This window comes from Novosphingobium sp. BL-S-32 (assembly GCF_056857055.1).
In genome coordinates, this window is the sequence record NZ_CM166476.1 from 1037508 (window position 1) to 1057866 (window position 20359).

General features: G+C 64.3%; 15 protein-coding genes. 6 read left to right on the forward strand and 9 right to left on the reverse strand.

Annotation, left to right across the window (positions count from 1 at the left end; genetic code table 11):
- Positions 1-7: 7 nt before the first annotated feature.
- The gene (locus AC1VVK_RS04765; RefSeq protein ID WP_482904586.1) at positions 8-3064 is read right to left on the reverse strand and encodes a TonB-dependent receptor domain-containing protein; all 3057 of its coding nucleotides are present in this window, start codon (positions 3062-3064) and stop codon (positions 8-10) included.
- Positions 3065-3100: 36 nt separating this feature from the next.
- On the opposite strand from AC1VVK_RS04765, the gene AC1VVK_RS04770 reads away from it, so the two are divergent.
- The 3 genes from AC1VVK_RS04770 (at position 3101) to AC1VVK_RS04780 (ending at position 7381) form a co-directional block, all read left to right on the forward strand.
- Entirely contained in the window at positions 3101-3490 is a 390-nt protein-coding gene (locus tag AC1VVK_RS04770; RefSeq protein WP_482904587.1) for a hypothetical protein, read from the forward strand.
- A complete protein-coding gene (locus AC1VVK_RS04775) occupies positions 3487-4050 on the forward strand; it encodes a hypothetical protein (protein WP_482904588.1) in 564 nt (187 codons plus the stop codon). The genes AC1VVK_RS04770 and AC1VVK_RS04775 overlap by 4 nt, the downstream gene beginning before the upstream one ends.
- A 346-nt stretch (positions 4051-4396) precedes the next feature.
- The gene (locus AC1VVK_RS04780; RefSeq protein ID WP_482904589.1) at positions 4397-7381 is read left to right on the forward strand and encodes a TonB-dependent receptor domain-containing protein; all 2985 of its coding nucleotides are present in this window, start codon (positions 4397-4399) and stop codon (positions 7379-7381) included.
- A 106-nt stretch (positions 7382-7487) separates the two neighbouring features.
- Here the strand turns inward: AC1VVK_RS04780 and AC1VVK_RS04785 are convergent, their stop codons facing one another.
- Both AC1VVK_RS04785 and clpB read right to left on the reverse strand, forming a co-directional pair.
- Positions 7488-7937 (reverse strand): hypothetical protein, encoded by a 450-nt coding sequence (locus AC1VVK_RS04785; RefSeq protein WP_132386538.1) that lies wholly within the window; start codon positions 7935-7937, stop codon positions 7488-7490.
- A gap of 193 nt (positions 7938-8130) precedes the next feature.
- The gene (gene clpB / locus AC1VVK_RS04790) at positions 8131-10710 is read right to left on the reverse strand and encodes an ATP-dependent chaperone ClpB (protein ID WP_132386540.1); all 2580 of its coding nucleotides are present in this window, start codon (positions 10708-10710) and stop codon (positions 8131-8133) included.
- A gap of 324 nt (positions 10711-11034) precedes the next feature.
- On the opposite strand from clpB, the gene AC1VVK_RS04795 reads away from it, so the two are divergent.
- The 3 genes from AC1VVK_RS04795 to AC1VVK_RS04805 all read left to right on the forward strand — a co-directional run bounded on the left by AC1VVK_RS04795 (position 11035) and on the right by AC1VVK_RS04805 (position 14967).
- Complete coding sequence (locus AC1VVK_RS04795; RefSeq protein ID WP_482904590.1) at positions 11035-11487, forward strand: nuclear transport factor 2 family protein; 453 nt, start codon at positions 11035-11037, stop codon at positions 11485-11487.
- 229 nt (positions 11488-11716) lie between these two features.
- Positions 11717-14629, forward strand: coding sequence for a M16 family metallopeptidase (locus tag AC1VVK_RS04800; RefSeq protein WP_482904591.1), 2913 nt, complete (start codon positions 11717-11719; stop codon positions 14627-14629).
- Between the two features lie 38 nt (positions 14630-14667).
- Positions 14668-14967, forward strand: coding sequence for a hypothetical protein (locus tag AC1VVK_RS04805; protein WP_482904592.1), 300 nt, complete (start codon positions 14668-14670; stop codon positions 14965-14967).
- A gap of 163 nt (positions 14968-15130) precedes the next feature.
- Here the strand turns inward: AC1VVK_RS04805 and gatB are convergent, their stop codons facing one another.
- The 6 genes from gatB to rpsU all read right to left on the reverse strand — a co-directional run bounded on the left by gatB (position 15131) and on the right by rpsU (position 20304).
- On the reverse strand, positions 15131-16627 hold the full coding sequence (gatB, locus tag AC1VVK_RS04810) for an Asp-tRNA(Asn)/Glu-tRNA(Gln) amidotransferase subunit GatB (protein ID WP_482904593.1): 1497 nt from the start codon (positions 16625-16627) through the stop codon (positions 15131-15133).
- Between the two features lies 1 nt (position 16628).
- A complete protein-coding gene (gatA, locus tag AC1VVK_RS04815) occupies positions 16629-18116 on the reverse strand; it encodes an Asp-tRNA(Asn)/Glu-tRNA(Gln) amidotransferase subunit GatA (RefSeq protein ID WP_132386550.1) in 1488 nt (495 codons plus the stop codon).
- 132 nt (positions 18117-18248) lie between these two features.
- The gene (gene gatC, locus AC1VVK_RS04820) at positions 18249-18551 is read right to left on the reverse strand and encodes an Asp-tRNA(Asn)/Glu-tRNA(Gln) amidotransferase subunit GatC (protein WP_132386552.1); all 303 of its coding nucleotides are present in this window, start codon (positions 18549-18551) and stop codon (positions 18249-18251) included.
- Positions 18552-18678: 127 nt separating this feature from the next.
- Positions 18679-19206 carry an FKBP-type peptidyl-prolyl cis-trans isomerase gene (locus AC1VVK_RS04825; RefSeq protein WP_482904594.1) on the reverse strand — a complete coding sequence of 176 codons (528 nt, stop codon included), beginning with the start codon at positions 19204-19206 and terminating at the stop codon, positions 18679-18681.
- Complete coding sequence (locus AC1VVK_RS04830; RefSeq protein WP_482904595.1) at positions 19203-19775, reverse strand: FKBP-type peptidyl-prolyl cis-trans isomerase; 573 nt, start codon at positions 19773-19775, stop codon at positions 19203-19205. Before AC1VVK_RS04830 ends, AC1VVK_RS04825 begins: the two co-directional genes overlap by 4 nt.
- A gap of 322 nt (positions 19776-20097) precedes the next feature.
- Positions 20098-20304, reverse strand: a complete 207-nt coding sequence (rpsU, locus tag AC1VVK_RS04835; protein ID WP_132386556.1) for a 30S ribosomal protein S21 — start codon at positions 20302-20304, stop codon at positions 20098-20100.
- Between the last annotated feature and the right edge of the window lie 55 nt (positions 20305-20359).

The window sequence follows — 20359 nt, forward strand, 5'->3', positions numbered from 1 at the left end:
AGAGCGATTAGAAGTTCATCGTGATGCCGGTGAATACGTAACGACCCAGTGCGTCGTACGTACCCGGATAGGTGTTGCCGCTGCAGACCGTGCTTGCGCAACCGATCGAAGTAACCAGCGGCGGGTCCTTGTCGAACAGGTTGGTCGCACCCAGACGCCAGGTCAGGTGATCGCCCAGAGCCGCCGTCAAGGTCAGGTCGAAGTAGTCCTGCGACTTGATCTTGGTATCGAGCGAGTTCTGCTGCTGCGGACGCGAGTCCTGCAGTGTGCTCGACGGGTTGGCGAACTCGGTGGTGACACCCGAGAGGTGACGCCACTGGACCGACAGGCCGAGGCCATTGGCCATGGTGAACGACGTACGGAACTTGTGGCGCCACTTGGGCAGCGGAGTGCCGCAAGTCGGGCCGTAGTAACCGGCGCAATTGTAGTCGGCGGTCAGGCCGTTATCGACGGTGTAGTGGTTGAGGTAGGTACCGACGAAGTTCAGCGAAAGACGGCCAGCGCTGCCGATTTCAGTGGTGTAGTTACCGTTGAACTCGAAGCCGCGGGTCTTCACGCTACCGACGTTGTGGTAGATGTCTTCCACGTAGCCGTCCGAGCTGAGCCACAGCGAGCCGGCCGGGTTACGATGGATGAGCGAGCAGGCATCAGCCGCACCGTCCGAATCACCGCATGCCGCCAGAATGGCATCGGCGCCGAACTGCTGGATTGCATCCTTCACCACGATGTCGAACCAGTCGACACTGCCGGTCAGACCCGGGATCCAGTGCGGCGCAAGCACCACGCCCAGAGTCTTGGTCGTCGACCGTTCCGGGTTCAGATCGGGGTTGCCGCCGATCAAGCCGTTGTACTGGCTCGACGGGTTAAGCGACGTGCCGCCAACAACGCCCTGTGCCGCGCAAGCCGCCGACACTGTGTCTTCGCCGGCGCAAGGATCGGTCGTGCCGTCAAGCGCGATGATCTGCGGCGAGAACAGTTCCTGGATGTTCGGCACGCGAACGGCACGGTTGTAGCCCGCACGCAGACGGATGTCCGAGATCGGAGCGAGTTCCAGACCCAGCTTGTAGGTGTTGGTGTTGAAGGTGCGGCCGTTCGAGATGCTGTAGTGCGAATAGCGGTAGCCGCCATTGAACGACAGGCTCTGCACGAAGCCGTCCTGAATCAGCGGAATTTCGATTTCGCCGAACAGTTCGCTCACCTTGTAGCTGCCGTCGGTGTCGAGCGTCGGCGCGCCCTGACCGGTGAGGTCGCCGGTGGAGAAGGCTTCGTCAGTCCGCAGTTCCAGCGAGTCACGGCGATATTCGGCGCCGATCGCGACGTTCACGCCGTCTGACGCCAGCGGCGACTTGATGCCGTATTCGCCCAGGAGGCCAGTGAAGGTGGCGCTGGCGACCTGCTGCGAGGTCTGGCCCTTCATAAAGCCAGTGGCTGACAGATAGTTGACCGCGGCCTGCGAAATATTGCCGCCGAACACGTCGTAGGGCGCACAGGTCGATGCCGGGTTGGACAGGTTGATGCGGCAGGTTGCCTGACCGGTCGCCGGATCGGTCACCACGTCAAGCGCGTTGGCAAGGCGGGCAGCCGAGAACTCGTTCGAGTAGACCTGCGAGTAGTTGGTGCGGCCGTACTGGTAATAGGCATCGTACGACCAGGCCTTGTCCAGCTCGCCGCGCGAACCGATGACAGTGCGGAACGCGGTGTGCTGGAGATCGCTCTGGCGAGCGCCACCCTGCACGTTACGCTGCAGCAGCTGCATGAACGCCTTGTTGTAGGTCTGGCCCGTGGTCGGATCGATGTAGTTGATCGGCGCTGCGCCCGGGTTCGTATTGAACGGCGCCCCTGCCGCCAACGGGAAGTTTCCGAGATAGCCGTTGATCAGGTTGCTCGCCTGGCAGAGCGAGGCACGCTGCTCTGCGGACATCAGCGGGTTATCGCAGTTGATCGTCAGCGTGTTGCCGAAGTCGCCGGAAGGCGCGATCTGCGCGACAGTGCGGTCATCCATGAACATGAATTCCATGTACGGATGGATCGCGTTGCTGATCTCGTAGTCGGTGAAGACGCCGGCGGTATAGCGCTCATCAGGACGCTGATAGTGATTCAGCGGCGCGAAATTGTAGATGTTCTGGTCGCCTACCCCGATCGTCCCGGCACCCAACGCGCCGATGGTCGACGACTTTTTGTTCGAGGGATCGAAGAAGAGCACGTTGCCTGGGTTGGACGTAGCCGAACCACCGCAGCTGAATGCGCCCGTCCGGCTCGCACTGATCGAGCACGACGAATAATCGCGACGACCCTGCAGGACGGGGGTAGCACGGCGATAGCCGACGTAGGCAGTGGCGTGACCACGGCCGTCATCGAAGCTGGTACCGAACGCGATGGTGGCATCATACTGGCCGCCGTCGGCATTGTTGCCGGTGGGATAGGTGTAGTCCAGATTGCCGGCGTTCTGGTTCAGGATGTCCTGAGCGAAATCATTGCCGTTGCTGTGCGTATAGAGGCCGTAGTTGGCATCGATACGGAAACCTTCGAAGTCGGTATCCATCTGGAAGTTGACAACGCCGGCTACAGCGTCCGCACCGTAAGTCGCCGAAGCACCGCCGGTCAGAACGTCAACACGCTTCACCAGCGCGGCGGGGATGAAGTTAAGGTCAGCGGCCGAAGTGGTGCTGTTCGGGTCACCGGTCATCAGACGGCGGCCGTTGATCAGCACCAGCGTTCGCGACGGCCCAAGGCCGCGAAGGTCAACCGTGGCCGTACCGGTCGCACCGTTGGACAGGTTCGAGCTCTGGCCTGCGGTCACCTGCGGCAGCGAGTTCAGCAGGTCTTCCGCGCGGGTGGTGCCCGACAGCTGGAAGTCCTGCGAAGTCACCGTGGTGATCGGCGCGATCGAGGTCTGGTTCGGCGACGCGATGCGCGAACCGGTGACGACGATCGGCGCGTTGGACTCCGGCGCCGTATCCGCAGCCGCGGCGTCCTGCGCCTGAACGGCGGTGCTGAACAGGGCGAAGCCCAGCACCATGGGTGCTGCACCTGCCTTCAGCGCGGTGAGAGTTGTTGTTTTCACTGGTGTGTGTCCCTTTGCTAAGGCGCGGCGTGACCCTTGCGCCTTGAAGTCTCCGGAGTGCGAAATCCGATCAACGACATTTCGCGCACCGGAAGATGGTGCAATTCATTGCGCAAAGACTGCAAAGCGCAAAGGGCCTTGCGTCTTGCGAGCAACATTCTCGAAACCTTGTGGCATATGCGCAACATTTTGGCACAAACGCGCGACAGATGGCGCAATGCCGTTAGCGACGTCAAGCTCAGAGCAGTGATATTGCCGCAACGTTGCAAAATTCAAACACACCGCAGAAGACAGTTTATTGCGCCCAATTGTGCAATCAAGGCCATCTATTGCACGGCAGGCAAGCAGACTTGCCGAAGCGCGATCCGCGTTGCTAACTTTGCCGCAGCCACGACAAGCATGGCGGCAAACAGGGGAACACGATGAGCGGCCCAAGAAGCACAGCCCTGAAATCCATCCTGGCCCTTGCACTGCTCCCACCCCTGCTCGCCCCCATCGCCGCGTCGGCCGCAAAAAAGGCGGACGAGGCACCTCCGCCGCCCGAACTTTTCCAGCACCTTCTGGATTGCCGCGCGATCACCGATGGCCCCGCGCGCCTGACCTGCTTCGATCGCCAGTCCGCTGCGCTGGACGACGCCATGCGCAAGAAGGAAATCGTGGTCGCCGACAAGCAGGCAGTACAACGCGCCAAGCGCGGCCTGTTCGGCTTTGCCGCCCCGGTCGCCAAGCTGATGGGCTTCGGCGGGAGCGAGGATGACGCGAACGAGATCAAGGAAGTGTCGACGACGGTAGAAAGCGCCCGTCACAACACCAACGGCTGGGTCGTGACTCTCGCCGACGGCAGCACATGGGAACAGAATGACACACGAGACTTCGTTCTGTCACCCAAGCCCGGCAATGAGGTCCGCATTACGCGCGGAGTTCTCGGCACGTACTTCGTGTCGGTTCACGGTCAGGCGGCGGTAAAAATGCGGCGCGTGCAATAATCCCGCGACATAGTCGCAGGACCCCGCCCACGTAACAGAATTGCGTAAACGCGCTTCGCCCGCGGAATTTTCGCCACATCCAGTGTGCGAACTCGATCACAACGTTTCCGGAAGAATGGTAAATATACCGGAAATGCGCGAAAATCAGGGCATCAAATCTGTTACATAAACGCCACAAGATGAAATTCATTGCGCATTCAGGCTGCAAAACGGGTTGAATGCTAGCCGCCCGACAGCAACACAACGTCCCATTGCTGCGGGCATTTTCCGGTGCCTGCCAGCTGCATCCGGCTTCCTCTCCGCTTGGTCACGCTGCGGTAAGGCGGTCGCAACAAGGGACACACACGTGAAACTCACTCTGAAGAAGGCTGCCCTGCGGGGCGCCACGAGCCTGACGGCATTTGCCGTGCTGTGCTCGGCTCAGGCTTACGCGCAGGACGCCGCGCAGACTGACGCCGCAAAATCCGACGATGCCGATTCGGGCCAGGCCATCGTCGTGACCGGTTCGCGCATCAAGTCGGATCTGCCGACCACTGTGGCGCCGGTTCAGGTCATGAGCTCGGAACAGATTCGCAGCCAGGGTGTTGTCAACATTCAGGACGCGCTCCTTAAGAATCCGGTATTCGGCACGCCGACCTTCTCGCGTACGAACACGGGCTTCCTGACTTCGGCAGCCGGCGTCGCAACGGTTGATCTGCGTAACCTTGGCGTTGATCGCACGCTCGTCCTCGTGAACGGCCGCCGCGTCGTTTCGGGCGTTCCGGGCAGCAACGCCGTCGACCTCAACATGATCCCGACCCAGATGGTCGAGCGCGTCGAAACCCTGACTTCGGGCAGCGCCTCGGCAATCTACGGTTCGGACGCGGTTGCGGGCGTTGTGAACTTCATCCTCAAGGACAACTACCAGGGGATCGAAGCACACGCGCAGACCGGCATTTCGGGCGTGGGCGACAACTTCTCGCTCGACACCGGCGTGCTGCTCGGCGGCAACTTCGACGATGGCCGCGGCAACATCACGATGTACCTCGGCTATTCCGAGCAGGGCGCCGTGTACTCGCGCAACCACAAGACCGAGGCCGGCAAGTCTGATACGGACGGCTCGTACTCGCTTGTGAACGGCGAACTGAAGCTCAACGCCGATGGCAGCATCTATCGCAACCAGCCGGTTTACTCGTCCTATGCTCCGCAGGGCGCATACTACACGTATGACGCCGACCACAACCCGACGGGCGTCTTTACCTACAGCCCGACCGGTCAGATCCAGCCGTGCTTCACGGCCAGTGCCGCGACTTGCGGCAACGGTGCCGGCGTAGGCCCCAACGGCTATAACCGCCAGGCCGTGCGCTATCTCGCGGTTCCGATTCAGCGCTACCTCGGTAACGTCAACGCGCACTACGATCTGACCGATCACGTCACCGCGTTCTTCGAAGGTTCGTTCGAAAGCGTTCACGCCCGGTCCAACATCGAACCGTTCCCGTTCGACACCTCGTTCGCCTACGGCGACGGCCAGATGCCGATCGAGACGATGTATAATGGCGCTCCGGTCCGTAATCCTTTCGTACCTGACGCGATCTTCAACGCTGCCGTCGATACCAATGGCGACGGTCTGAAGGACATCTACCTCGCCAAGCGCCTCGCCGACTTCGGCCCGCGTACCTATCAGTCGACGCAGAATACCTACCGCGCGGTTGCCGGTCTGCGCGGCGACATTGCGCCGAAGTGGAACTTTGAAGTCTTCGGCAATTACGGCGAAACGAACGTTACCCAGCATGGCACTGGCCAGATCAACGTCCTGAACTTCGCTGCCTCGCAGCAGATCATTCCGGATGGTGCCGGCGGCTTCATGTGCGCCGATGAAACCGCACGGTCGCAGGGCTGCGTCCCGGCGAACATGTTCGGAGCCAACAGCCTCTCCAAGGAAGCGATCGCTTACCTCGAAGCGCCCGCGTTCTATCAGGCCTACAACAAGGAAACGCAGGTCGGCGGCAACATCGTCGGTTCGGTCAAGAATCCGTTGGGGGCACGTGACATCGGCGTGACCGTCGGCACCGAATATCGCCGCGAGGCACAGGATGCGCGCTGGGATCAGCTGACCTCGGCCGGGCTCAATGGCGGTAACGCGCTTCCGCCCACCAGCGGTTCGTTTGACCTCTACGAGTTCTACGGTGAAGCACTGCTTCCGCTGATCAGCCAGGGCATCGTCGAAGACCTGTCGCTCCGCGGCGCTGCGCGCTATTCGCACTACAGCACCGTGGGCGGTACCTTCAGCTACAACTTCGGCGGCGAGTTCGCGCCGGTCCGTGACATCCGCTTCCGCGCGATGTACGCGAAGACCGTCCGTGCCCCGAACATCAGCGAGCTGTATCAGGGTCGCAGCCAGGACTTCCCGACGGTCTCCGATCCTTGCGAAGGGATCACGGCTACGGGTGGCGGCGCATTGGGCGACCATTGCCGTGCCGATCCGGGCGTGCTGGCTAACATCAACACCAACGGCCAGTTCATCGTCAACCAGGCCGACCGCCAGGGTGTGACGAGCTTCGCCGGCGGCAACCCGAATCTGAACGAAGAACGCGGCCAAACGCTGACGATCGGCACGGTTATCAATCCGCAGTCGATCCACGCGCTGCGCAACATGACGCTGACCGTCGATTACTTCCGCGTGAAGATCAAGGACGCCATCGTCAGCACCGACCTGAATTTCATCCTCAACCAGTGCTATGTTCAGGGTGATAAGGATTACTGCTCGTTCGTCACGCGCCTCACTGGACCGCAGGGTGCGCGTAGCGCCGGCGCGCTCTACTCGGTCGATACGGGTCCGACCAACAGCGGTGGCGTGGCTACTTCGGGTATCGACGTGGTGTTTAACTACTCGCAGCCGTTCGACATCGGCTCGATGCGCCTGAACACCAGCCTGAACGTGGCCTACACCCACCTGCTGACGGGCTACACGATCCCGCAACCGGGCGGCGACAAGGACTACTTCATCAACGAAGTCGGTTCCGCCAAGGACCGCTTCACCACCATGCTCAACGTCGGGACCGACTCCTGGTCGCTGGCGCTTAATGGAACCTACATCGGCCCGTCGTGGCTCGACGACCAGTTCCTGGGCTACCACTACTACAAGACTCACGACGAATTCTACCTGGGCGCCCAGGCCAAGTTCAACGTGAACGAAAACGCCGAGTTCTACGTCGGTGTCGACAACCTGTTCGACAACTCACCTGCCTATTTCGGCGGCGTAACGGGTACGGTCACCGGCCAGCAGGCCGACACCGGCACCTACGACGCGCTTGGCCGTCGCTTCTACGCGGGTATCCGCGTCAAGATGTAAGGCTTGCGAAGGCGCCGGCCAGTCCGGCGCCTTCCTACCGAAAAAGAAGGGGCGGAGCCTTGCGGCTCCGCCCCTTCTTTTGTTTGGCGTCAAACGGGCGTCACGCTCACTGCACGCGCGTCACCACCGCCAGGCGATTGACCTTCTGGATCGTCAGCCGATAGCCGCCGAGCGTTCCGCGCTTGACGGTTGCCTCCTGCCCGATCCGTGCCCAGGTCAGGATGTCGCTGCCGTCGGTCACCTTCCAGACCATGCCGTTGTCGAACGTCACTTGCGTTGCGCTCAGCACGGCGATCTTGCTGGTGACATCTTCGACCGGCGCTGGGACATCAGGCTGTTCGCGCGCGACCTTCTGCTTCTGCGTCTCGGTCAATCCGAACGACGCGACCGGATCGGCAGGCGCCGCCGCTTTCTGCCCCTTGATGGGGATCGCATCGTAGCAGGCGAGCCGCTGCGCCGCATCGCCGATCGCACGGCACGACTCCAGCGGCGACGCCGCCAGCGCCGGACTTGCCCCCAGCATCGTCAACACCAAACCTGCAGCAATCTTGTTCATTCGGTCCTCGCTTTCGCACCAACCATACCGGCCCGACACCATAACGGTGCGCCCGGCGAGCGCTAGTTCTTCCCGCGCGAAAGCGCTGTCGTCACCCGATTTTCTCGCCCCACCGGCCCGGCCTTTCCCCCAAACAGAATGCCCCCCGGAGCATCGCTCCGAGGGGCATCAGATAGATCAACGCGCTCGATGATTATGCGACCGTGATCGCCAGGGCACCGTCGCCATCATCGACATGGACGTGCGAGCCGTCGGGGATCTCGCCCGCCAGCAGCTTCTCGGCCAGCGGATCCTGCAGGTACCGCTGCACCGCACGCTTCAAAGGCCGCGCGCCGTAGACCGGATCGTAGCCCACCCGGCCGAGCCAGCGCTTGGCCGCATCGGTCAGGTCGAGCGTGATCTTGCGGTCCTTGAGCAGCTTCTGCACGCGCGAGACCTGGATATCGACGATCGGGCCCATATGCTCCTGTCCAAGGCGGTGGAACAGCACGATCTCGTCCAGTCGGTTGAGGAACTCGGGCCGGAAATGCCCGCGCACCACTTCCATCACTTGCGGCTCGACAGTTTCCACGTCCTGCCCTTCGTCAAGCTGGGCGAGGTACTGGCTGCCGAGGTTGCTGGTCAGGATGATCAGCGTATTGGTGAAGTCCACCACCCTGCCCTGGCCGTCGGTCAGGCGGCCATCGTCCAGCACTTGCAGCAAGACGTTGAACACGTCCGAGTGCGCCTTCTCCACCTCGTCGAACAGCACGACCTGATAGGGCCGGCGCCGCACGGCTTCGGTCAGCACGCCGCCTTCCTCATAGCCGACATAGCCCGGAGGCGCGCCGATCAGGCGGGCGACCGCGTGCTTCTCCATGAACTCCGACATGTCGATGCGCACCATCGCGCTGTCGTCGTCGAACAGGAAGCCGGCCAGCGCCTTGGTCAGCTCGGTCTTGCCGACGCCCGTGGGGCCCAGGAACAGGAACGAGCCCAGCGGCCGGTTCGGGTCCTGAAGCCCCGCGCGGGCACGGCGAACCGCCTTGGACACGGCGGCAACCGCGTCCTTCTGCCCGATCACGCGCTGGCCGATCATCTCCTCCATCTTGAGAAGCTTCTCGCGCTCGCCTTCCAGCATCTTGTCGACCGGTACGCCGGTCCAGCGGCTGACGACACCGGCGATGTCGTCCTCGGTCACTTCCTCGCGCAGCAGGGCGTTTCCGGCCTGCGCCTGAGCCTCGGCCAGCTTGCGCTCCAGCGAGGGGATGGTGCCGTAGGACAGCTCGCCTGCCTTGGCGAGGTCGCCATTGCGCTGCGCCTGTTCCAGTTCCAGCCGCGCAGAATCGAGTTGCTCCTTGATCTTGCCTTCGGCGGCGATCTTGTCGCGCTCGTTCTGCCAGCGGGTGGTCAGCTCGCTCGACTGCTGTTCGAGATTGGCCAGTTCCTCGCGCAGATTGACGAGGCGGTCCTTGGAAGCCTCGTCGGTCTCCTTGGCGAGCGCCATTTCCTCGATCTTGAGCTGGATGATCCGGCGGTCGAGCTTCTCGATCTCCTCGGGCTTGCTTTCCACTTCCATGCGGATGCGGCTGGCGGCCTCGTCCATGAGGTCGATCGCCTTGTCCGGCAGGAAGCGGTTGGTGATGTAGCGGTTGGAGAGCGTTGCCGCCGCCACCAGCGCAGCATCGGTGATGCGCACGCCGTGGTGCAACTCGTACTTCTCCTTGAGGCCGCGCAGGATCGAGATCGTGTCCTCCACGGTCGGCTCGCCCACGAAGACCGGCTGGAAACGGCGCTGGAGCGCAGCGTCCTTCTCGACGTACTTCTGGTACTCGTCGAGCGTGGTCGCGCCGATGCAGTGCAGTTCGCCGCGCGCAAGCGCCGGCTTCAGCAGGTTGCCCGCGTCCATCGATCCCTCGGAAGCGCCCGCGCCGATCAGCGTGTGCATCTCGTCAATGAACAGGATGATCTGGCCTTCCGCGCCCTTCACTTCGTCCAGCACGGCCTTCAGGCGTTCCTCGAACTCGCCGCGATATTTGGCACCCGCGATCAGCGAGCCCATGTCCAGCGACATCAACGTGCGGTCCTTCAGGCTGTCCGGCACGTCGCCATTGGCGATGCGCAGGGCGAGACCCTCGACGATGGCGGTCTTGCCGACACCGGGATCGCCGATGAGGACGGGGTTGTTCTTGGTACGGCGGGCGAGGATCTGGATGGTGCGGCGGATCTCCTCGTCACGGCCGATCACCGGGTCCAGCTTCCCAGAACGCGCCGCCTCGGTCAGGTCGCGCGCGTACTTGGCCATCGCGTCATAGGCGTTCTCCGCTCCCGCGCTGTCTGCCTTGCGGCCGCCGCGCAGATCGGTGATCGCCGCTTCCAGCGCCTGCGGAGTGAGATTGGCGGCCTTCAGCGCCTGCCCCGCCCCGGTCGTGGTGGCGAGCGCCAGCGCCAGCAGCATGCGCTCCACGGTGACGAAGCTGTCGCCCGACTTGGTGGCCAGCTGCTCCGCCTGATCGAGCACCCGCACGGCGTCGTTGTCGAGCCCCGGCGAGGCCTGCGCCCCGCTGCCGGAGACGGCGGGCAGCTTGCCCAGCGCCTTGTCGACTTCCTGCACGGCGAAGTCCGGATTGCCGCCCGCGCGCTTGATAAGCCCGGCGGCCATGCCCTCGCTGTCTTCCAGCAGGGCCTTGAGAATGTGGTCCGGGCTGATGCGCTGGTGGTTCATGCGGATCGCAACCGTCTGCGCCGCCTGAAGGAAGCCCTTGGCCCGGTCAGTGAATTTTTCGAGATTCATGGTGTGAATTGCCTCCTGATCTCGATCATATAGTGTTGCATTATTGCAACACAAGCCATGCCATGATCTTTTTCGCGCCACCCGGCGCGGAAAGAAGTGGTTGAATCACAAGAGCCGGAACCGGCCGGCCCCAAGATGGGTGTCCGCGCCGGGATTGCCACCCCCGATAACCCCGAAGCGCGCGGCAATTTATCCGGAGGCACCCGGATCAAACGTCGCCCCGGCGTTGAACGGGCTTGCCGCGCATGCAAATGCTTGGCGCTGCGCCGCCCATTGCCTAGCTTCGCGGGCCAGACCGAAATCAACGGGAAGAGGCATCGAGACGTGGCGAAATTCACCCCTCAGCAGGCAGCGGACGTCCTCGCAATCAAGCAGGTCATTTACGAGTGGGGCGACGAGCTCGACATCCACAACGGCCTTGAAATGCGCAATGCCGACGTGCTGGCCGAGGACGTGGCCTACAACGTGGGCGGCGAATGGCGCGAGGGGCTGAAGGCGGTTGAGGCCTTCTACAAGGGCCGCGCCGAAGCGCTGCGGGCCGGTGCCGGGCTGATGACCATGCGCCACATCATCAGCAGCCTGCGCGTCTCGTTAGACGATGCGGACAATGCCAAGGTCGGCTACCTGCTGCTGTTCTTCGCCGCGCAGGGCGAGGCACCGTTCAACACGTGCGATCCCCTCGCCGTTGCCGACGTGAAAATGGAATGCCGCCGCGACACCGACGGCGAATGGCGCATCACGCGGTTCGATTCCGGCCAGATCTTCCGGCGCGGTTGACGCCGCCCCCCAGATCCAAGCGACGCCGACCAAAAAACCCCGTCGTCCCCGCGAAGGCGGGGACCCCGCTTCCTTCTGACACGCTTTCGTAAGCCGCAAGGCAGCGGGGCCCCCGCCTTCGCGGGGGCGACGGGGCGTTTGGGGCAAAGGCGGAGAGATTAAACCAGCACCAAAGCGCCAAGCGATTGAAACACTGGCGAGGCGCGCCATACGTGCTAGACCTCAGCCCATGCGACCCGTTACCCGTACGAGCCTGCTCGCGCTCTCAGCCGCCCTGCTCCTCTCCGCCTGCGCCACCGCGCCGCATTCCGCGACGGGTTCGGCGCCGCCGCCAGTCGCCGCCGCAGCAGCACCGCAGCCCGCCTCACCCGCGGCGCTCGTCTCCAAGGTCGACATTCCTTACGAGACGTTCGTGCTGCCCAACGGCCTCACCACGATCGTCCATACCGATCGCAAGGCACCGATCGTCGGCGTCACGCTCTATTTCCATGTCGGCTCCAAGAACGAACCCCGCGGCAAGACCGGCTTCGCGCACCTCTATGAGCACCTGTTCTTCGGCGGATCGGCCAATGTCCCCGATTTCGACGTGCCGCTGGACGCCGCCGGATCCACGTCCAGCAACGGCTCCACCTCCTACGACCGCACCAATTACGTCGAAACCGTGCCCACCGGCGCGCTGCCGCTGGCGATGTTCCTCGAAAGCGACCGCATGGGCCACCTGCTGCCCGCCGTCACGCAGGACAAGCTCGACAAGCAGCGGGGTGTTGTCCAGAACGAGAAACGGCAGGGTGACAACCAGCCCTACGGCCTCTTCGAGTACGCCCTGAACGAAGGCCTGCTGCCCATCGGCCACCCCTATCGCCACACCACCATCGGCTCGATGGCGGACCTCGACGCGGCGACGCTGACCGATGTGCGTACGTGGTTTACCGACCACTACGGCCCCAACAATGCCGTGCTGGTGCTTTCGGGCGATATCGACGAGGCCAGCGCCCGTCCGCTGGTGGAAAAGTGGTTCGGCGACATTCCGCGCGGCCCGGCCGTCGCGCCGGTCTCGGCGGGGCCGGTCACCCTGCCCGCCCCCGTCCACCGCGAGATCGCCGATCAGGTGCCGATGATGCAGTTGACGCGCAACTGGACCGGCCCGGGCCTCAACGATCCCGATGCGCCCGCGCTTCAGGTGGGCATGGATATCCTTGGCGGCCTTGCCAGTTCGCGGCTCGACAACGAACTGGTGCGCGGCCAGCAGCTTGCCGTGAGCGTGACCGCCTACGCGCAAGTGCTGGAAAGCGTGAGCTTCCTCACCATGGCGATGACGGTGAAGCCGGGCGTGGACCGCGCCAAGGCCAATGCCGCCTTCGACAAGGTGCTGGCCGATTTCCTGCGCGACGGCCCCACCGAGGACGAAGTGCGCCGCTCCGTGGTGAGCACGCTTTCGGATCAGATCGGCGGGCTCGAACGCGTCGGCGGCTTCGAGGGCAAGGGCGCCACTCTGGCCGAGGGCCAGGCCTATTCGGGCGATCCGGCCAAGTACAAGCATGACCTTGCCGCCATGGCCGCTCTGACCCCGGCGCAAGTCAAGGCGGCGATGAACACCTGGCTCTCGCGCCCGGTCTACGCGCTGGACGTTGTGCCGGGCGAGCGCACGATGGATGGCGCCAAGCTCGGCGGCTGGGGCGATGAGGACAAGACGCCCGCCCCCAAGCCCGATCCGAAGCGCCCGGTAGCCCCGGCGCCGCCCGCGCCGAAAGTCGCGGCCCCGCCGGTGGCCCCGGTCGGCGCCCTCGCCTTCCCGGCGATCGAGCGGGCCACCCTGTCGAACGGCATTCCCGTGGCGCTCGCGCGCCGCACCGCCGTACCCAAGGTGGTGCTGACGATGGACTTCGACGCTGGCTATGCCGCCGACGCGCTGGATACGCCGGGCACGCAGGGCCTGATGCTGTCGATGCTAGATCAGGGCACGACCAGCCTCGATGCCACCGGAATTGCCGAGGCGCAGGAACGTCTGGGCGCCGGCATCTCGATCGACGGCTCGCTCGATACGTCGAGCGCCTCGCTGACCGCCCTGACCGCCAACCTCGGCCCCTCGCTCGACCTGCTGGCCGACGTGGTGCGCAACCCCGCCTTCGCCCCGTCGGAGGTCGACCGCGTCAAAGCGCAGGCGCAGGCCGCGCTCTCGCAGGCGCAATCCTCCCCTCCGGCGCTCGCCCGCCGCGCGCTCGGCGCCGCGCTTTACGGCAGCCATCCCTATGCACAGCCCAGCGACGGGCTTGGTCAGGCAGACACGCTGGCAGCGCTCACGCCCGACGCGCTCAGGGCCGCGCACGCCAAGTGGCTGCGCCCCGATCTTGCCCGCATCACTGTGGTCGGCGATGTGACCATGGACGAGCTGAAGCCCCTGCTCGAACGCGCCTTCGGTAACTGGCAAGCGCCGACAACACCCGCCCCGGCCAAGCCGATCAACGCGGCAGTGGCGGCCAGCCAGCCCCGCATCGTGCTGATCGACCGCCCGCATTCGCCGCAATCGGTGATCCTGGCCGGCCGCGTCCTGCCGATCACCGGCCGCACGCCCGACGGCGAGCCGCTGCAACTGGCCAACGAAGTGCTGGGCGGCGGCTTCCTCTCGCGCCTCAACAAGGACTTGCGTGAGGAAAAGGGCTGGTCTTACGGCGTCTACAGCGGCGTCACCAAGGCCTTGGGGCCAAGCGCCTTCACGCTCTCCGCCCCGGTCCAGTCCGACCGCACGGGCGACGCGATCAAGTCGATCATCGCCGACATGACTGCCTATCCGGCCACCAAGGCGATCACGGCGGAGGAATTCCAGCGCGTAACGGACGGCGCCATCCGCCAGCTTCCCAACTTGTTCGAAACCAATTCGCAAGTTGCCGGCGCGATCCGCCAGAACGACCGCCTCGGCCGGCCGGAGGACTACTACGTGACGCTGGCGGCGAAGTACCGCGGCATCGGCCAGCCCGCCGTCGCGGCCGCCGCGACGCAGTATCTACGCCCGCAAGGCCTCGTCTTCGTGATCGTGGGGGACCGCAAAGTGGTGGAGCCGCAGCTCAAGGGACTTGGCCTGCCGATCGAAATCCAGCAGGCGCCCAAGACGGATAACGCGGCGGGCGGCGACGAATCGCAATGACGCCGCGCTGCGCCAGTGTTGTGAACAGGAGAAACTGAATGTCGCTCGGGGGAACCTACGAATGCTCCACCAAGACCCCGATGGGTCATCAGAAGGGCACGCTGACCATCGTTCCCGAAGGTGACACCTTCAACGGACAGATCACCGGCGATCTCGGCACGATGGAGCTGAAGAACGGTACCATCAGCGGCAATACGCTGAGCTGGAAGATGAAGATGACCTCCCCGATGCCGATCGATCTCGATTGCAAGGCGACGGTGGACGGTCAGACGCTCACCGGCACGATCAAGGCCGGTTTTTTCGGCACGATGGCCCTGAACGGCACGAAGACGAGCTGATAGAACCCACCCCCAACCCCTCCCGCAAGCGGGAGGGGAGCGAGACTTGGTGAGCCGCAGGCGAACCTAGCCGCAGCGGGGTGGGCCATTCACGACAGGCCAGAAAAAAGCCCCGGAAAGCACAATGCTTTCCGGGGCTTTTTCGTGTGCCTGATGCGCAAGATCAGCCGAGCTTGGCCTTCAGGATCTCGTTCACCACCTGCGGGTTGCCCTTGCCGGCCATGGCCTTCATCGTCTGGCCGACGAAGAAGCCGAACAGCGCAACCTTGCCTTCGCGGTACTGGGCAACCTTGTCGGCATTGGCGGCGAGGATCTCGTCCACCTTGGCCTCAATGGCGCCGGTGTCCGATTCCTGCTTCAGGCCTTCGCGCTCGACGATGACACCGGCGTTGTCGCCAGTCTCGAACATCGTTTCGAGAACCTGCTTGGCGATCGAGCCCGAGATCGTGCCCTTGCCCACCATCGCCAGCAGTTCCGCAGCCTGTTCGTGGCTGATCGGCGAGTCTTCCAGCGACTTGCCCAGCTTGTTGAGCGCGCCAAAGAATTCCGAAATCAGCCAGTTGGCCGCCTGCTTGGCGACTTCGGCAGGCTGCTTGCCCTGTGCCGAAGCGGTTTCAGCCAGCAGCGCCTCGAACCAAGCGAAAGTGTCGACATCGGCGGTCAGCACGGCGGCGTTGTAGGCCGAAAGGCCCAGTTCGCCTTCGTAGCGGGCGCGCTTGGCGTCCGGCAGTTCCGGCAGGCTCGCGCGGCATGCCTCAAGGAAGGCATCGTCGAGTTCGAGCGGCAGCAGGTCCGGATCGGGGAAGTAGCGATAGTCGTGCGCATCTTCCTTCGAACGCATCGATCGCGTGGAGCCGGTGGTGGGATCGAACAGGCGGGTTTCCTGCACGATCTTGCCGCCGCTTTCCAGCACATCGACCTGACGGCTGGCCTCGTGCTCGATCGTCTGCATGACGAAGCGCACGGAGTTGACGTTCTTGGTCTCCGTACGGGTGCCGAACGGCTCGCCCGGCTTGCGCACCGAGACGTTGACGTCGCAGCGCATCGAGCCCTGATCCATGTTGCCGTCGCACGAGCCGACATAGCGCAGAATCTGACGCAGCTTCGCCACGTAAGCCCCGGCCTCTGCGGGCGAGGTCATGTCCGGACGGCTGACGATTTCCATCAGCGCCACGCCGGAGCGGTTGAGGTCGACATAAGACATCGTCGGATGCTGGTCGTGCATCAGCTTGCCCGCGTCCTGCTCGACGTGGATGCGCTCGATGCCGATCACCTTGTCGGCCGGGATGCCCGCCTTCTCGTCCGCCTCGATGGTCAGCGATCCCTCGCCCACCAGCGGGTGGTAGAGCTGGCTGATCTGGTAGCCCTGCGGAAGATCGGCGTAGAAGTAGTTCTTGCGGTCGAAGCGCGACCACTTGTTGATCTGCGCCTCGATCGCCATGCCGGTACGCACGGCCTGACGGATGCATTCGCGGTTCGGAACCGGCAGCATGCCCGGCATCGCCGCGTCGATCAGCGAGACCTGCGAGTTCGGCTCCGCGCCGAACGCCGTGGCAGAGCTGGAGAACAGCTTGGAGTTCGAGGTGACCTGCGCGTGGACTTCGAGGCCGATCACGACCTCCCAGTCACCGGTGGCGCCCTGGATGCGATAAGTGCTCATATTACCACCACTTTTCCGGCTTTGCCGCAAACTGCGCGCGCTGTTCCAGCGCGAGACCGGCGTTCAGCACGCCCTGTTCGTCGAAAGCCTTGCCGATGACCTGAAGACCCAGCGGCAGACCTTCGCGGTTGAGGCCGGCCGGGACCGACATCGCCGGAAGACCCGCGAGCGAGGCCGGCACCGCGAAGACGTCGTTCAGGTACATCTTCAGCGGATCGTCGACGTTCTCGCCAAGGCCGAAGGCGGCCGAGGGCGCGGTCGGCGCGAGGATCACGTCGCACTGCTCGAACGCCTTGGCGAAATCCTGTGCGATCAGCGCGCGGACCTTCTGGGCCTGCGTGTAATAGGCGTCGTAGAAACCGGCCGAGAGCACGTAAGTGCCGATCAGGATGCGGCGCTTCACCTCGGGGCCGAAACCGGCGGCGCGGGTCGCGGCGTACATGTCCTGAAGGTTGGCACCGTCCGGCAGATCGCGCAGGCCGTACCGCACGCCGTCATAGCGGGCGAGGTTCGACGAGGCTTCGGCCGGGGCGATGATGTAGTAGGTCGGCAGCGCGTACTTGGTGTGCGGCAGCGAGATCTCGACGATCTCCGCGCCCGCATCCTTCAGCCAGGCAATGCCGTCGTCCCACGATTTGGCGACATCGTCGTCCAGGCCATCGACGCGGTATTCCTTGGGAATGCCGACCTTCTTGCCCTTCATGTCGCCCGAGAGCGCAGCTTCCCAGTTCGGCACGGGGAGGTCGAGGCTGGTCGAATCCTTGGCGTCGAAACCGGCCATGGCTTCGAGCATGATCGCGCAGTCCTGCACCGAGCGGGCCATCGGGCCTGCCTGGTCGAGCGAACTGGCGAAGGCCACCACGCCCCAGCGCGAGCAGCGGCCGTAAGTCGGCTTGATGCCGGTGGTGCCGGTGAAAGCGGCCGGCTGGCGGATCGAACCGCCAGTGTCCGTGCCGGTCGCCGCCGGGCAGAGACGCGCGGCCAGCGCGGCCGAGGAACCGCCCGAGGAGCCGCCCGGAGCGAGGGCCGCATTGCCACCGTCGTTGCGCTTCCACGGCGAGATCACGTTGCCGAAGTAGCTGGTCTCGTTCGACGAGCCCATGGCGAACTGGTCAAGGTTCAGCTTGCCCAGCATGCCCGCACCGGCATCCCACAGCTTCTGCGAGACGGTCGATTCGTACTGCGGCTTGAAGCCTTCCAGCATGTGGCTGGCGGCCGTGGTCTGCACGTCGAAGGTGGCGAACAGGTCCTTCATGCCGATCGGCACGCCGCCCATCTTGCCCAGAGCCTCGCCCTTGGCGCGCTTGGCGTCGGTGGCCTGCGCGGCCTCGATCGCCTTTTCGGGCGTGGCGATGATGAAGGCGTTGAGCGCTTCCTGCGCGGCGGCGACGTTCGCGTTGAACGCCTCTGCCACTTCGACGGCGGTGAAATCGCCACCCGCGACGCCATCGCGGATCTGCGCGACGCCGAGTTCCGTAAGTTCAGTCATGCTGCAATCCAGCCGTTGTGTGCCGCCAGTGCTTCGACAAGCTCAGCACGAGCGGAGAAAAAATGTCCCTGTTCCCCGACCCGCTCATCCTGAGCCTATCGAAGGATGGGAATACGAGGCGTTCCGCCGATATCACTCGATAACCTTGGGCACGCCGAAGAAGCCGTGCTGGGCGGCGGGCGCATTGGCCAGAACGGCATCGCGCTTGTCGCCGCCGGTCAGCGGATCGGCATCGATCACGTCGTCGCGCAGGCGCAGCGTGTTGGGGATGACGGCGGTCATCGGCTCGACTTGCGAGGTGTCAACTTCGCCGAGTTGCTCGACCCAGGCGAGAATGCCGTTGAGTTCGGGGACCATCGCCTCGATTTCAGCCTCGCTCACCTTGATGCGGGCAAGGCTGGCGATCTTCGCAACGGTTGCGGTATCGACCGACATGGCGTTCCTTCAGTTTTGACCGGCACCGCACCGGAAACGCGCGGACGCCATAAGTTCAGGCCGGGCAGCTAGCACCCGGCCCGAATTGCTTCAAGCATCGAGCGGCCCCGAAAGGCCGCCGACGGCTTTATTGCTTGGGTTGTTGCGCGGCCGGCTGGCCGGCGGGAGCGCCCTGCTGTGCCGCCTGTTGCTGCGCCTGAACCGCCGCCATCATCTGTTCGAATTCGGCATGGGTCTTCCAGTCGATCAGCTGGACTTCGAACACGAGGTCCGAGTTCGGCGGGATCGGCCCCGACCCTTCCGCGCCGTAGCCGAGCGCGGCGGGGATCGTCAGGCGATAGGAACCGCCGCGCTGCATCTGCACGAGGCCCTGCGCGAAACCGGGTACCACGTCGGCAACCGCCATCGGCGTCGCATCCGACTGGTCGAACACGGTGCCGTCCTTGAGCATGCCCTTGTAGGCGACGAGCACGTAGTCCTCGTGCGAGGGCTTGGCGCCCTCACCCGCGGTCAGGGTTTCGACCTTGACCGTGGGCGCGGCAGCGGTGGCGGCGGCAGGTGCGGCCGCTGCCGGAGCAGCCGCATGGGCCGCCACCGGCGCCATGAGCGCGAATGCGAGAGCGAACGGGGCGATCTTCACTGCGGCGGCGATCAAGGCTGGACCGGCGCTTCGGCCGGGGCGCCTGCGGGCATACCGCCCGGCATGCCGCCCGGAACCGCGCCGGCGGCCGCGCCGCCCTGCTGCATCTGCATCTGCTGAAGCTGCTGGAGAATGCGCTGCTGCTGCTCGATCTCTGCCCGGCTCTTGAAGTCGATCAGCTGGATCTCGAAGTGCAGGTTGGTGTTCGGCGGGATCGGGCCTGCGCCCTTGTCGCCGTAGCCCAGCGCCGCCGGGATCTCGACATTGTAGGTGCCGCCGCGCTGCATCTTGACCAGCGCCTTGCCGAAGCCGGGAACGACTTCCGCCAGTGCCATCGGCACGCCCTTCTGCTGGTCGAAGACCTTACCGTCGGGCAGCGTGCCCTTGTAGTTGATCAGAACCACGTCATCCATGGTGGGCGATTCGCCCGATCCGGCCTTGATCGTCTCGACACGCACGGAAGGCGGCAGGGCCGCATAGGCAATACCACCGGCGGCCAGCGCGATGGCGGCAACGCCGATCCAGATCTTGGCAACGGCGCCCTTGGCAATCGGCTGCAGCGGGACGCGGGTGATCTCTGTCATGGAGCCTTCCTGGTTTCTCTTGTGGCGCCTGCGCGCGCGCATTGGGACGCGGATACGCAAAAGGGCACGGATTCGTCCGCGCCCTCATGGATCAGGAAATCGCGGTCATCAAGCGATTAAGCCGCATTCGCGGATCGCAGATTCGCGGATCGCGGGCGCGCAGCCTGAACAGACGCAGCTTGCACACACCATGCCCGAATCGGCACGGCCCGCGACCCTCGCCCGGCGCCATGCGGAACGGATGTTCCATGGCGGCCGGATGAGAGCACGGGCCGGTGCTGTCAGGCGCAGGCGGATGCCCGCGCCCCTTCAGGCAAATGCCTTACTTGACGCCGTCACGCTCGAGACGCTTGCGCTCCAGCTTGCGAGCGCGGCGAACGGCAGCAGCCTTTTCACGCGCACGCTTTTCGGAGGGCTTCTCGAAGTGGCGACGCAGCTTCATCTCGCGGTAAACGCCTTCACGCTGCAGCTTCTTCTTGAGAGCCCGAAGAGCCTGATCGACGTTGTTGTCGCGGACGAGAATCTGCATAAACCGACACACCTCACAAATCGAAAGCACTGTTTCCGCATTCCGACGCGGAAGG

Bases quoted from the DNA above. Each gene is read 5' to 3' on its own strand.
- AC1VVK_RS04775 (WP_482904588.1), top strand. From the start codon at position 3,487: ATGAGCGGCCCAAGAAGCACAGCCCTGAAATCCATCCTGGCCCTTGCA.
- AC1VVK_RS04785 (WP_132386538.1), bottom strand. From the start codon at position 7,937: ATGAACAAGATTGCTGCAGGTTTGGTGTTGACGATGCTGGGGGCAAGT.
- clpB (WP_132386540.1), bottom strand. From the start codon at position 10,710: ATGAATCTCGAAAAATTCACTGACCGGGCCAAGGGCTTCCTTCAGGCG.
- AC1VVK_RS04800 (WP_482904591.1), top strand. From the start codon at position 11,717: ATGCGACCCGTTACCCGTACGAGCCTGCTCGCGCTCTCAGCCGCCCTG.
- AC1VVK_RS04805 (WP_482904592.1), top strand. From the start codon at position 14,668: ATGTCGCTCGGGGGAACCTACGAATGCTCCACCAAGACCCCGATGGGT.
- gatB (WP_482904593.1), bottom strand. From the start codon at position 16,627: ATGAGCACTTATCGCATCCAGGGCGCCACCGGTGACTGGGAGGTCGTG.
- gatA (WP_132386550.1), bottom strand. From the start codon at position 18,116: ATGACTGAACTTACGGAACTCGGCGTCGCGCAGATCCGCGATGGCGTC.
- gatC (WP_132386552.1), bottom strand. From the start codon at position 18,551: ATGTCGGTCGATACCGCAACCGTTGCGAAGATCGCCAGCCTTGCCCGC.
- AC1VVK_RS04830 (WP_482904595.1), bottom strand. From the start codon at position 19,775: ATGACAGAGATCACCCGCGTCCCGCTGCAGCCGATTGCCAAGGGCGCC.
- rpsU (WP_132386556.1), bottom strand. From the start codon at position 20,304: ATGCAGATTCTCGTCCGCGACAACAACGTCGATCAGGCTCTTCGGGCT.